Annotated in this window: 11 protein-coding genes and 1 riboswitch; of the genes, 3 read left to right on the forward strand and 8 right to left on the reverse strand. The window is 55.4% G+C overall.

Going from position 1 to position 13,466, the window contains the following annotated elements; genetic code table 11:
* Position 1: 1 nt before the first annotated feature.
* Positions 2 to 221: riboswitch (TPP riboswitch) on the reverse strand.
* Positions 222 to 258: 37 nt separating this feature from the next.
* Positions 259 to 1,914, reverse strand: coding sequence for an HTH-type transcriptional regulator SgrR (gene sgrR, locus N438_RS16895; protein ID WP_008807454.1), 1,656 nt, complete (start codon positions 1,912 to 1,914; stop codon positions 259 to 261).
* Positions 1,915 to 2,001: 87 nt separating this feature from the next.
* On the opposite strand from sgrR, the gene sgrT reads away from it, so the two are divergent.
* The gene (sgrT, locus tag N438_RS16900) at positions 2,002 to 2,154 is read left to right on the forward strand and encodes a glucose uptake inhibitor SgrT (RefSeq protein ID WP_012542866.1); all 153 of its coding nucleotides are present in this window, start codon (positions 2,002 to 2,004) and stop codon (positions 2,152 to 2,154) included.
* A 271-nt stretch (positions 2,155 to 2,425) separates the two neighbouring features.
* A complete protein-coding gene (locus N438_RS16910; RefSeq protein ID WP_008807453.1) occupies positions 2,426 to 3,610 on the forward strand; it encodes a sugar efflux transporter in 1,185 nt (394 codons plus the stop codon).
* 44 nt (positions 3,611 to 3,654) lie between these two features.
* On the opposite strand, the gene N438_RS16915 is transcribed toward N438_RS16910, so the two are convergent.
* On the reverse strand, positions 3,655 to 4,965 hold the full coding sequence (locus N438_RS16915; RefSeq protein WP_012542864.1) for an MFS transporter: 1,311 nt from the start codon (positions 4,963 to 4,965) through the stop codon (positions 3,655 to 3,657).
* Positions 4,966 to 5,196: 231 nt separating this feature from the next.
* Between N438_RS16915 and N438_RS16920 the strand changes: the two genes are divergently transcribed.
* Entirely contained in the window at positions 5,197 to 6,093 is an 897-nt protein-coding gene (locus N438_RS16920; protein ID WP_012542863.1) for a LysR family transcriptional regulator, read from the forward strand.
* Between the two features lie 37 nt (positions 6,094 to 6,130).
* Here N438_RS16920 and aroD read toward each other — a convergent pair whose 3' ends face one another.
* From aroD to leuC, 6 genes are all read right to left on the reverse strand, one after another.
* The gene (gene aroD, locus N438_RS16925; RefSeq protein ID WP_038422108.1) at positions 6,131 to 6,886 is read right to left on the reverse strand and encodes a type I 3-dehydroquinate dehydratase; all 756 of its coding nucleotides are present in this window, start codon (positions 6,884 to 6,886) and stop codon (positions 6,131 to 6,133) included.
* Positions 6,887 to 6,916: 30 nt separating this feature from the next.
* Positions 6,917 to 8,131 (reverse strand): MFS transporter, encoded by a 1,215-nt coding sequence (locus tag N438_RS16930; RefSeq protein WP_038422109.1) that lies wholly within the window; start codon positions 8,129 to 8,131, stop codon positions 6,917 to 6,919.
* Positions 8,132 to 8,141: 10 nt separating this feature from the next.
* On the reverse strand, positions 8,142 to 9,005 hold the full coding sequence (locus N438_RS16935) for a shikimate dehydrogenase (RefSeq protein WP_008807448.1): 864 nt from the start codon (positions 9,003 to 9,005) through the stop codon (positions 8,142 to 8,144).
* Positions 9,006 to 9,016: 11 nt separating this feature from the next.
* Positions 9,017 to 11,050, reverse strand: a complete 2,034-nt coding sequence (locus tag N438_RS16940) for an FAD-dependent oxidoreductase (protein WP_008807447.1) — start codon at positions 11,048 to 11,050, stop codon at positions 9,017 to 9,019.
* 397 nt (positions 11,051 to 11,447) lie between these two features.
* Entirely contained in the window at positions 11,448 to 12,053 is a 606-nt protein-coding gene (gene leuD / locus N438_RS16945; RefSeq protein WP_008807446.1) for a 3-isopropylmalate dehydratase small subunit, read from the reverse strand.
* 10 nt (positions 12,054 to 12,063) lie between these two features.
* Positions 12,064 to 13,464: a 3-isopropylmalate dehydratase large subunit gene (gene leuC, locus N438_RS16950; protein WP_008807445.1), complete on the reverse strand. Its 1,401-nt coding sequence runs from the start codon at positions 13,462 to 13,464 to the stop codon at positions 12,064 to 12,066.
* Positions 13,465 to 13,466 lie beyond the last annotated feature (2 nt).

A 13,466-nucleotide genomic window follows, 5' to 3' on the forward strand; every position in this document is an offset into this window, starting at 1 on the left:
ATTTTGAGTGAGCCTCAAATCCCTTCGCCGGCGTTATCCGGATCAGGTTCGACGGGTATTTTCTCAGCCCATACGCTTCATCCTTCAAGCCGCATCTGCGTTAGCTTCGCGCGTTCACCCCTGTCACATAGTTATCTATGCTCCAGGGGATTCACCCGCTTGCTGCCGTGATGCAACTTGAATGATATTGCGTATGTTTATTAGCACCCCGTTGAGAACGGCCTTAGTGTAATGATTTTGTCAGATGACGGAAAGCGCTTACGGCTCCGGCGGCGCAAACCACGCGGATTTAAAGTCGAACCAGCCGAGGGTGTTCATCCGTACGCCGCGCATACTGCGCTGCCCCTGAATCATCAGCCAGTGGTGGATCAGCGGCACGATATGTTGCCCGGCCAGCAGCCGCTGGCTCCAGGTGGCCGGATTAAACTCTCCCGCGCGCCAGCGGCAGGCGTCTGCCTGCCAGTCAATGGGGATGCAGCGCTGAATGAGCGGGACTTCGTACAGATAGGCGAAGAGTGAGAATTCGATCGGTAAGGTGAAGTTAACGCTGTTAAGCCAGATATCGCTGACCACCTCGCCGCGATGCCAGGCATCATACTCCAGCTCCTGGATCTCCAGTTTTACCTGATGCGCTGCCAGCAGGTCGCGCATAATCCCGCCGATCACCCGATGTTCGACGTGATCGCGGTAATAGGTGAGGGTGACGGTCTCCAGCCCCGCCGGCTTCTCGCAGGCGTGGTTGCTGGCGTGATGCCAGCGCGGCAGCAGGCCGTAGGCGGGAAACCAGTTGCCCTGGTAGTGTTCGCCCGCATGGTAGAGCAGGTTGGCGGGCTGAAACAGATAGCTTAACCAGCGACGCACCGCGTCGTTGGCCCCCAGCGGGCTTCGCGAGTCGAACAGCAGGTAATAGCAGCCCTCTTCCAGGCGACTCTCCACCGCTTTTTCGCTTTCGGTATTGCCCTGCAGCGTCAGGCCGCCATTGGGCTCTTCACTAATTTCCGGCAGCACCCAGACGTTCACCTCATCGATCAGCGCCCGGTAGCCAAAATAGTCTTCAAAGGCATGGATCTTGAGCTGGTTCTGATTGTTACGCACCACGGCATAAGGGCCGGTGCCGACCGGCATGGAGGAAAAGTGGTTCATGGTCTGCCACTCCTGCGGCAGCACCATCGCCGGCACCTGACCCAGCAGCCAGGGCAGCCAGCGGTCGGGCTGGCGCAGATGAATATCCAGGGTCCAGGCGGTGGGCGATTCGATGCGTTCGATATGTGAATAGAGCGGCAGGGCATTGCTGCGCTGCAGAGAGGCGATCACATCCGCCATCTCCAGCTCACGGCCGTGGTGAAAATGGATGCCGGGACGGAGGAAAAAGCGCCAGTGGGTGGGGGTCAGTTGCTGCCAGTGGTGGGCAATATCGGCTTCCAGTTCCCCATTTTCCTCATTTACCCGCGTCAGGGCGCTGAAAATTTGCCGGGCAATATGCGTTTCCGAACGCCGCAGCGCACTGCCGGGCAGTAAATTCTTCATCGGACGATAGTAGAGCACGCGCAGGATATGGCGTCCCTGGCGAAAGCTGCGGCCAAGATGAGAGATCAGCATCTGGCGGACGGCGGCCTTATCGCCGACCAGCTGCACCAGCTGATCGATGCGATCCTGCTCGAGGAGATCTTCGGCACGCTGCTGCTGCAGGGCGAGGCCGGTATAGAGAAAGGTTAGCCGCGAACGCTTGCCGCGGCCTGCCTCCGCCTCCCAGGCCAGCCAGCCGCGGGACTCCATCATATTGAGCAGGGTGCGCATATGGCGACGCGAGCAGCTCAGCATTTCCGCCAGCTCGTTGAGGGTGGTCTCCTGCGACTTGCCGTCGCAGCACTGCCATAAGCGGATGAACTGTTGTTGCAGACGGCTGGAAGACATAAAAGGGGAACTCCTGCGCAAAACTCAGCAATTTATTACTCCCCATATTAAGCCAATAATGAATCCCGATGAAGCGAGGAGGTGAATATGATGAGGTCTACCGCAAAATCGTTCTACCAGCGCTATTTTTCTGCGACGCAGGATGCGTCCTGGCTGGCCCGCCTGATGGCAGGACGACAACAGGAAATCCTGGGAGAACTGATGCAGTGGGGAGTGACGTCAAAGGCCTCTGATCATTGACTTGCAGACATCATGTGTGACTGAGTATTGGTGTTATACTCGTCGTTTTTCACGCTGCAGGGGCGTTGGCCGCGACCGCTCGTTTCGCTGTCGATGCGCTCAGGGCCTGACGTTCTGGCCACGCTCACCCTTTCAGGGCCAGCACAAGCGCTGTGCAAAACGGTTAACCGTTTTGTCCTGCAACATGAAACCCATAGAGTATAGAATCACCCGCCAGCAGAAATCCTCTGCTGGCTTTTTTCGTTTACTTCGCGTGTGTTAAGGACATTCCATGCTGTGGTTGATGACGATGGGACGACGGCTAAACGGCGTGTATGCCGCCTTTATGCTGGTTGCTTTTATGATGGGCGTGGCGGGCGCGTTGCAGGCGCCGACGTTGAGTTTGTTTCTCAGCCGCGAAGTAGGGGCGCAGCCGTTCTGGGTGGGCCTGTTCTACACGGTAAATGCCATTGCCGGGATCCTGGTGAGTCTGGCGTTGGCTAAGCGCTCTGATAGCCGCGGCGATCGGCGGCGGTTAATTATGCTCTGCTGCCTGATGGCGGTGGGCAATGCGCTGCTGTTTGCCTTCAACCGTCACTACCTGACGTTAATTACCTGCGGGGTGATGCTGGCGTCCATCGCCAATGCCGCCATGCCGCAGCTCTTCGCCCTGGCCCGGGAGTATGCCGACAGCTCGGCGCGGGAAGTGGTGATGTTCAGCTCGATCATGCGCGCCCAGCTGTCGCTGGCGTGGGTGATTGGCCCGCCTCTGGCCTTTATGCTGGCCCTCAATTATGGCTTTACCACCATGTTTTCCATTGCGGCGGGCATCTTTGTCATTAGCCTGGCGCTGATTGCCATTAAACTGCCCTCGGTCCCGCGGGTGGAACAGCCTTCGGAAGAGGCGGCGGCGCTGGTGCAGGCCGGCGGCTGGCAGGATAAGAACGTGCGCATGCTGTTTATCGCCTCCACGCTGATGTGGACCTGCAACACGATGTATATCATTGATATGCCGCTGTGGATCAGTAACGATCTCGGTCTTCCCGACAGCCTTGCCGGGATCCTGATGGGCACCGCCGCCGGACTGGAAATACCGGCGATGATCCTCGCCGGCTACTACGTGAAGCGCTTTGGTAAACGTAAAATGATGGTGGCGGCGGTCGCGGCCGGTGTGCTGTTTTATGCCGGGTTGATTCTGTTTCATGGCCGTACGGCGCTGCTGGCCCTGCAGCTATTTAATGCGGTCTTTATCGGTATTATCGCCGGGATCGGTATGCTGTGGTTCCAGGATTTAATGCCGGGCCGGGCGGGGGCGGCGACCACCCTGTTCACCAACAGTATTTCCACCGGCGTGATCCTCGCCGGCGTGATGCAGGGGGCGCTGTCGCAAAGTTATGGCCACGCCAGCGTCTACTGGACAATCGCCGCGATTTCGCTGGTGACACTGTTTTTGACCAGCAGGGTGAAGGATATCTGACAATCTGCCTTGCCCCGGCGAGCCGCGTCGCCGGGGCAAGCTGACTACTCCAGGACGATACGCTTGATATCGCCGATGATAAAAATGTAGGCAATCACGCCGATCAGCGCCGTCAGGCCGACATAGATCAGCGCGTAAAAGAAATTACCCGTTGCGGAGATAATCACGCCAATTATCAGTGGCGCAATAATAGATGCCATATTGGCGCAAAAGTTAAATATGCCGCCGGTGAGGCCTGCCATATTTTCCGGGGCAATATCAGAAATTAAGGTCCAGCCCAGACCGACCATCCCCTGGCCAAAAAATGCCACCGACATAATAATGATAACGGTGCTGTTAGCGCTTACCCAGTTCGCCGCAATAATACAGCTGGACAGTAGTAAACCGGAAATTATTGGTAACTTTCGACTGATGTTGACGGAGCCGGTTCGCTTCAGCAACCGGTCCGAGATCCAGCCGCCGAAGAGGATGCCGATCGCGGCGGCAAGGAAGGGCCAGGTGGCGAAAAATCCGACGTGAAGCCAGGGAAGATGGCGCTCGTTGGCAAGATAGCTGGGAAACCACGTCAGGAAAAACACCAGCGTGGTGTTCCCGGCGAACTGGCCCAGACTGGCGCCTACGATCTGACGACAGCCCAGCAGACGCCTGGCGTCACGCCAGTTAAATGGAACGTTCTGGATTTTATTGTTAATGTTGTTTGCGCCGATGTAATCCAACTCTGCTTTATTAGCCGTGCGTGATTCATGCGGTTCGTGATAAAAACGCCACCACACCAACGTAAATAAAATACCTAATCCGCCGGTGAGAAAAAACAGCGTTCTCCAGCCATGGTGTTCGAGGATTAAAAATAACAGCGGCGAGAAAGCGGCCAGCCCTATATATTCGCCAACTGTATATGTTGCCGTCGCCCGCGCGCGCTCATGCTGGGGAAACCAGGTGCTGACGATGCGGCTGTTGGCCGGAAAGCAGGGCGCTTCGCTGACGCCAAGCCCCAGGCGCAGGAGGAGCAGGGTTTTCAGCCCGAGGGTAAAACTTTGCAGCAGAGTAAACAGCGACCAGAAGAAAATAGACAGGGCATAGGTGAGCTTGTTACCAAAACGGTCTAAAAATACCCCGCCAGGGATCTGCGCCAGCGCATAGGTCCAGGCAAAGGCGGAGAAAATGATGCCCATCATCGCTGGATCGATATGAATTTCCTGGGTTAATTGTGGGGCGACAATACCCAGGATGGTGCGATCGAGATAATTGATCATCGTTCCGACGGACAACAGCAGTAAAATAACTATCCGAACGCGGCTTCTTTTTTTCGTCCCCGATGAGGAAGTGAGGACTTCCTGAGAGTTTGACATACTCATAGCGAGTTCCTTTAAAGTTTAAAATATTTTTGCATATATTCGCACATGCAAAAACATCTCCAGGAACTATAGATAGTATCTATGAATGGCAACGCTTTGTTGCACATTCATACGCTTCACAAAAGAATATTTGATGTAACGCCGATATTTACCCGCTCCTGCACATTATTGGTGGCTTGCATGGTATATTAGCGTCAGTGCATTTATTCTTATATTATACGGGCAAAAATAATGAACCTAAAGCAACTTTATTATTTTAAACGTCTGTCTGAAACCGAACATTACACCGAAGCCGCCTCCAGTCTGTGCATCACCCAGCCCTCGCTAAGCCATGCGATATCGGAGCTGGAGAAGGAGTTAGGGGTCGCGCTGTTCGCCAGACAGGGACGGAACGTTAAAATTACGCAAAACGGCAAGCGTTTTTTGCCGTATGTCGAAGATGCGCTGGCCTCGCTGGAGAATGGCCGGATGACATTACAAAAAAATGGCGCCGAGAATAAAGAGAATATTCGCATCGCCTTTATTTACACGATGGGCGAATATGTTGTTCCGCAGTTAATTAATCAATATTCTCTTTCACCTGAATGTCACAACGTTACTTTTTCTTTTACTCAGGGGACATCGCTGACCCTATTGCAGGAGCTGAAAGCTGGCAAAGTCGATCTGGCGATTTGCTCTTATATTGCGGATGAGCCGGATATCGATTTTATTCCTGTTATTCAGCAGGAGCTGGTGGTGGTCACGGCGAAGGATCATCCGTTGGCCCGCCTGTATGAACATGAGGTCGATCTGGTAGAGACGATTCATTATCCCTATATCTATTTTTCAGAGAATAGCGGTTTACGTCCGTTTATCGATAATGTGTTTATGCAGCAAAAGCTGGTGCCGGAGATCGCCTGCTACGTGGATGAGGATACCGCGATGGCCGGGTTGGTCAGTATTGACTATGGGATCGCGATTATGCCGCGGATCTCCGCGCTCTCCTATTACAACGTTCACATCCTGAAGATTAAAAACACCATCCCCCCACGCTATATCTATCTGGCGACAATGAAAGATCGGTTACTTTCCCCGGCGCTACAGTCATTTAAAAATGTGGTTATCCACGACAGCCAGAATCTCTGTTAGCGGATGGCCCGGAGATCGCCTCCGGGCCATTCGGGCATCAGGAGAGAATATCCATCACTTCACGTAGTTTGGCGATGGCGATCTGTCCTGGCGCAGAAGCCTGTCCTACGGTACCGAAGGTCATCGCCGAGCCGAATAAGCGCCCGGTCACCCGGCTAACGCCACCGGATTTGCCCATCGACATGGTAATCAGCGGGCGAGTGGCATATTTTTCTTTCATGGTCAGCGTAGCGGCAAGCAAGGTCAGAACGTCCTGCGGCGACTGCGGCATCACCGCGATCTTCGGCAGGTCGGCGCCCAGATCCTGCATGCGGCGCAGGCGATAGATAATATCTTCCTGAGCGGGAGTCTTGTGGAAATCATGGTTACTCATGATCACCTTGACGCCCGCGGCATGCGCATCGTTAACCAGCGCGCGGATCTGCGCTTCATCATTGAATAGCTCGATATCGATAACATCAACCAGTCCGCTGCGCGCGGCTTCGCGATTGAGCGCGAAGTACGCTTCGTCGCTGATCTCGGTTTCGCCACCTTCTTTCTTGCTGCGGAAGGTGAACAGCAGCGGGAGCGCTTTCAGCGCGCCACGGATTTCCGCCAGCGCGGCCATCACCTGGGTCATGTCTCTGACCTGGGTAAAGTGGTCAACGCGCCATTCGATAATATCGGCGCCGGCATCGACCAGACCATGGGCGTTACCCAGTATCTCATCGAGGGTTTTGCCGATCAGCGGTACACAAATGAGGGTTTCCCCTTCCTGAAAGGTGATGTTCTTTACGGTTACTGCATTTGTCATGTAGGTATCCATTATTGTTCGCGTTGAACCTCAGGCGGTGACTGCGGTGCGGGACACTTTTTGCGCCGCCCGAGCCTGCAGTTGACGATAGCCGATGTACAGGGCGATCACAAAGCCGATCACGGCGATTGCAAAATCAAACCACATAATGCTGGCAATACTGATCTGCGAAAGCTTTGCGGTGATCAGGGGGATCGTGAAGCTGGCGATACTGCCGGCGGTGTAGAAGATCCCGGTTGCTTTACCTTTTCCGTCCGGGAAACTCATCGCCATGATTGTTGCTCCCAACTGCAGTACCCCGCCGGCGGCGGCAAAGCCGATGATAAAGGCGAAGCCGGTGACCATCATCGGCGTCGGGAACAGGCACACCAGCAGCAGCGAAATCATCGACAGGCCAGTATAGATGATCATGGCGATGGCCGAGCTGAACACCTCTTTGACGAAGGCGGCGGTCACGAAGACGCAGACCAGCGAACCGACGGTATAGATGCTAAGCAGTTTAATCGCCGAGGCGTAGGGCAGACCGACCACGAATTGACCGTACTGCGCCAGCCACTGGCTGACCAGATAGAAGGTTGCCATGCCAATGTAGCCGTACAGGGTGAAGATCACCATATCCAGCTTATTAGCCTGCGGCCGGGCAGTTGCTTCCGCCTGCGCCGTAGGGGCCTCCTCTTTTTTCGCCGACTGGCTATCCGGGAATGGCATTTTGAGCAGGTAGATGCCGCTCAGGACAAACAGTCCCGCCGCAATGACGAACGACCAGCCGAACCACAGATTCGCCCAGATCAGGAAGCTGATAATGAATGGCAGCAGGAACTGTCCGGCGGAAACGAAGGCTTTGATCAGCACGTTGGCCCGGCTGGCGGAGTGCGGGAAAGACTCCATTAGCGCCGGATAGGTTCCGGAGTCGAGGAAGCTATTCGCCAGGCCCGCCATAATGCCGAAGACGTAGGCCAGATAGATATTTTTAGTCAGCAGGATGCCGACGAAGAAGATCAGATAGCTGAGGATCCCCAGATAAATAAAAGGCTTACGGCCAAAGCGATCCGACAAAAAGCCGGTCACAATGGTCGCCAGCTTGCCGATACCTAACGAGGAGATAACGATGGATACGCCAGCAGCGTCTGTTCCCCACTGTTCCTGAAGATGGGCCATGTTGAGGGTGATTAAGAGCACCCCCATGCCGTGAATCAGGTAGTTGAGATACAGCCCTGCCGCAGTAGGGATGTATTTATTTTTCATCATTCGCCTCTTAGAACAGAATGCTCTTGATGTAATCAACCGGCATCTGTTTACCCGTCCAGATTTCGAACGCGCGCGCGCCTTGCCACAGCATCATCCCCAGACCGTTCAGGGTGCGGCAGCCTTTTTTCTCCGCCACTTCCAGCAGGTGGGTTTTACGCGGGTTGTAGACGACGTCAGAGACGATCAGATCCGGGCGCAGGAAGCTGTCGTTCGGCAGCAACATTTGGCCTTCGAACGGCTTCATGCCAACGCCGGTGGCATTGGTCAGGATCACGCTGCTGTCGATTTCGGCGCGCAGCTTGTCATGATCGTCGAGATCGAACAGATGGATCTCGCAGTTGGTGTTGTTGCGGATCTTAGCTACCGTTTCTTCGGCGTTGGCGAAGAATTTATCGCGGCGGTTAAAGATGGAGATCGCCTTCACGCCATCCAGAGCCGCCTGGACGCAGAGCGCGGTCGCCGCGCCGCCGGCGCCGAGGACGGTCATCTTCTTGCCGATGATATCGATACCCGCTTCGCTAAGGGCGCGCATATAGCCGGTGCCGTCGGTGATATGCCCGGTCAGTACGCCATCGTCGTTGACCACGGTGTTGACCGCCCCGACCAGCTGCGCCGCCGGCGACAGCTTATCGAGATACTGGCAAATTTCGGTTTTGTTCGGCATAGAGACATTAAAGCCGCGCAGCTTCATTGCCCGAAAGCCCTGCACAACGTCCTTCAGCTCCTGATTACCGACTTCAAAAGCCAGATAAACATAGTCCAGCCCGAGATGGGCGAAAGCCTCGTTATGCATGGTGGGTGACATGCTGTGGCGAATCGGGGTGGCGATCAGGCCAATCAGCTCAGTGTGTCCAGTAATACGTTCTGCCATGACAAAAATCCTCAATAAGTTAGAAAGGGAATTCGTTGTGCTTCGCGACTGCCCAGCGCACCCATGTCTTCCAGGGTATCCAGCACGTTGCGGCCTTCGCGGATGCCGTCGATAATGCGCCGCGCCATCAGGCTGTCGCCGATATTCATGATTTTGACGTTATTGGCATTGGCCCAGCGCTCGATCTCGTCGAGACCCGTCCGGTTGGCGCGCATCCCCAGGCAGACAAAGCCGTAGTCAAAGGGGATATCGAAGGTTTGCTGTGTATTTTTCACCCGGAAATGGTCGGCAGCGACTGCCATCAGTTGGGTATTCATGTGCTGTTCGACCTGGTGCTCGTCGAGCATGGTCAACATGGCATTTTTGGTAATGATGTCGAGATCGCGACCGGCGGCGTCCTGCATTTCGATTAATACCGCCTGCGCGCCGCGCGCCGTAAAGTATTCGATAACGTCGAGGCCAACGGCGCCAGCGCCGACGACGGCGATGCGTTTACCCTCGATATTGGTAAATTTCGCCAGGTTGTCGATCATGCCGGTAATGGAAAAGACTTTGCCGTCCGCGGTATCAATGTTTTCCCGCAAGCCTTCAATGGGCGGCAGCAGCGGCGTTGAGCCGGTGGCGTTGACAATCAGATGCGGATGCAGGGCGGAAACTGAGGCCACGTCGGCACGTTTGCCGACCTGCAGCATCAGGTTGTCCAGCGAGGCGATGCGATTTTTCATAAACTGCGGGAAATCAGCGATGCGTTTTTTCTCCGGCAGACGAGAGATATCGCTGGCGAGGCCGCCAACGTGGTTTTTCGCCTCCAGCAGCCAGGTATGGCAACCGACTTCCGCCGCCGTGCAGGCGGCTTCCATCCCGGCGGTGCCGGCGCCGATGACTACTACGTTCGTTTCGCGACTGACGCGGCGCATTTTGTAGGCATCGCCGTGGATGATGTCCGGGTTAATCGAACAGCGCAGCGGGCGCGAGCGGGCGATACGATGGTCAGCGCAACCGATATTGCAGGAGATGCATTTGCGCATCAGGCGCTCTTTACCGCCTTGCACCTTCTGCACCCACTCCGGCTCGGCAATCAGGCCGCGGCCAATGGCAATAAGGTCGGCATCGCCGCTGGCGAGAATATCCTCGGCCACCTGTGGTGAGCGAATATTGCCGGCGATGACCGTGGGCTTATGGAATTTATCGCGCACCGCGCGGGAGAGGTAGCGCTTCCAGCCATCCTCCAGCGACATCTGGTCGATTTGCAGATTCAGGTTGTCATTCTGCGCCGCAGAGACGTTGATGATATCGACCTTATCCTGGCAGAGTTCAAGGATGCGCAGGGAATCTTCGAGGGTATTGCCCCCCTTGAGGAAGTCGTCGGCGCTGATGCGCAGGCTGACCGGAAAACGCGGCCCCACGCAGGCGCGCACTTTATCGATAATCAGACTTAATATCCGGGTGCGATTTTCGACGCTGCCGCCAAATTCATCGGTGCGTTTGTTAAATAACGGCGATAAAAACTGGCTAATTAAATAGGAATGACCGGCATGAATTTCGACGCTGTCAAAACCCGCACGACGAACGCGCTCCGCGGCATCACCAAACTTTTCAACGGCATGATAAATTTCCTCATGCGTCATTGGGCGTGGAATATTTCCGTGCTTTTTCGAGGGCGTCGTGGAGGAAGAGAGTGGCGTCTGACCGTCAAGGCGGTAGGCGTACGCCGAAGCGCCGGCATGATTTAACTGAATGGATACGCAGGCGCCATGTTTATGCAGGGTCTCGGTTAATTTAAACAGTCGCGGAATATATTGATCGTTATCGATGCGTAACTGCGTGGTGCCGTTGGAAGCAAAGGGAAAATCAATACAGATGTTTTCGATGGTGATAAGTCCGGTGCCGCCTTTGGCCCGCAGTTCATAGTATTCCAGCTGTTCCTGCGACACCTCGCCGTTGAGCGTGGCCATATTGGTGCCCATAGGGGGCATGATAATGCGGTTTTTTAGCGTCATGCCGTTGATGGTCAACGGACTGAAAAGGTGCGGATAGTGGCTCATCTCTTCTCTCCACAGGAGGCCGGGAGGCCGATATGCGGGGGCCCGGGCGTGTCCTTAGTTAATATTTCTCTGTGGGCAAAGATAGCGAGGGGAAAAATCGAAAAATAATGTTTTTTTTTGTTCTGAGCTATAGGGGTTCTCTATGAGATTAACGCTTCTTTCACATTCTTATATTTTTATATTAAACACTCGTGCCTTATTTTTACTTGCAGTGAAGGGATAATACATAAACAACGAAGAGGAAGAGAAGGAAAGCGGAATGATTCTTCTTTATGGTGTGGGGCAGGGTGGGGTCAAGGCCTGACAATCAGCGAATCAATATTGTTTTTTGTGCGTGAGATCGCAATTTCCGCCGCGATAAAATTAAAAAGCCCGGTCAAATGACCGGGCCCGAAGGTTAATTCATAAACGCCGGCAGCTTGCGTTCATAGTCGGAAATCGCCTCTCCGTGCTGCAGCGTCAGGCCGATGCTATCCAGGCCGTTGAGCATACAGTGGCGGCGGAAGTCGTCGATCTTAAAGCTGTAGGTTTTATCCCCAGCTTTAACTACCTGCGCTTCCAGATCCACTTCAAACGTCATGCCCGGGTTGGCCTGCACCAGCTTGAACAGCTCATCGACCTGCTCGTCGCTCAGGGTCACCGGCAGCAGCTGGTTATTGAAGCTGTTGCCGTAAAAGATATCGGCAAAGCTTGGCGCAATCACGACCTTAAAGCCGTAATCGGTCAACGCCCACGGCGCGTGCTCGCGCGAGGAGCCGCAGCCGAAGTTTTCACGTGCCAGCAGGATTGACGCCCCTTTGTATTGCGGGAAATTCAGCACAAAATCCGGGTTCGGCTGCTGGCCTTTATCGTCGAGAAAGCGCCAGTCGTTAAACAGGTGGGCGCCGAAGCCGGTGCGAGTCACTTTCTGCAAAAACTGCTTGGGAATAATCGCGTCGGTATCGACGTTTGCAGCATCCAGCGGAACCACCAGGCCGGTATGTTGGGTAAATTTCTCTGCCATGATGGTCTCCTTACTTCAGATTACGGATATCGGCGAAATGACCGGTAACAGCTGCCGCTGCGGCCATTGCCGGGCTCACCAGGTGCGTGCGTCCGCCGCGGCCCTGACGGCCTTCAAAATTACGGTTGCTGGTGGAGGCACAGCGCTCGCCCGGATTCAGGCGGTCATTGTTCATTGCCAGACACATCGAGCAACCCGGTAAGCGCCACTCAAAGCCGGCTTCGATGAAGATCTTATCCAGGCCTTCCGCTTCCGCCTGCGCTTTCACCGGACCGGAACCCGGCACCACCAGCGCCTGGACACCCGGCGCCACTTTACGTCCTTTAGCGATTTCCGCCGCGGCGCGTAAATCTTCGATTCGCGAGTTGGTGCAGGAGCCGATAAACACTTTATCGATAGCCACATCCGTCAGCGGGATCCCGGATTTCAGGCCCATGTAGGCCAGCGCTTTTTCGGCGCTGGCGCGTTCCACTGGATCGCTGAATGACGCCGGATCGGGGATATTATCCGTCACTGAGATCACCTGGCCCGGGTTGGTGCCCCAGGTCACCTGCGGGGCAATCTCCGCCGCCTGCAGCGTCACCACGGTATCAAACGTCGCGCCATCGTCGGTTTTCAGGGTTTTCCAGTACGCGACGGCATCGTCAAAATCTTTGCCTTTCGGCGCATGCAGACGGCCGCGTACGTAATTGAAGGTGGTTTCGTCCGGCGCGACCAGGCCCGCTTTGGCGCCCATCTCGATCGCCATGTTGCACAGGGTCATACGCCCTTCCATGCTCAGATCGCGGATCGCTTCGCCGCAGAACTCAACCACATGGCCGGTGCCGCCGGCGCTACCGGTTTTACCAATGATGGCCAGCACGATATCTTTAGCGGTAATACCCGGCGCCGCTTTGCCTTGCACGTCGATTTTCATGGTCTTCGCGCGGCCCTGTTTCAGGGTCTGGGTCGCCAGCACATGCTCCACTTCGGAGGTGCCGATACCGAACGCCAGCGCCCCGAACGCGCCGTGGGTGGCGGTATGGGAGTCACCGCAAACAATGGTCATCCCCGGCAGGGTGACGCCCTGCTCCGGGCCCATGACGTGGACGATACCCTGGTATGGGTGATTTAAGTCATACAGCTCAACGCCAAACTCTTTACAGTTCTTAATCAGCTCCTGCATCTGGATACGGGCCATCTCGCCGGACGCGTTGATATCTTTGGTCTGCGTCGAGACGTTGTGATCCATGGTCGCGAAGGTTTTACCCGGCTGGCGCACCTGGCGGCCATGCGCGCGCAGGCCGTCAAACGCCTGCGGGGAGGTCACTTCGTGCACCAGATGGCGGTCGATGTACAGCAGCGGGGTTTCGTTCTGCGCCTCATACACTACGTGCGCATCAAATAATTTTTCGTATAACGTCTTCGCCATGA

Source organism: Klebsiella sp. GL120222-02 (genome assembly GCF_003097195.1).
Classification (GTDB): Bacteria; Pseudomonadota; Gammaproteobacteria; order Enterobacterales; family Enterobacteriaceae; genus Klebsiella; species Klebsiella variicola.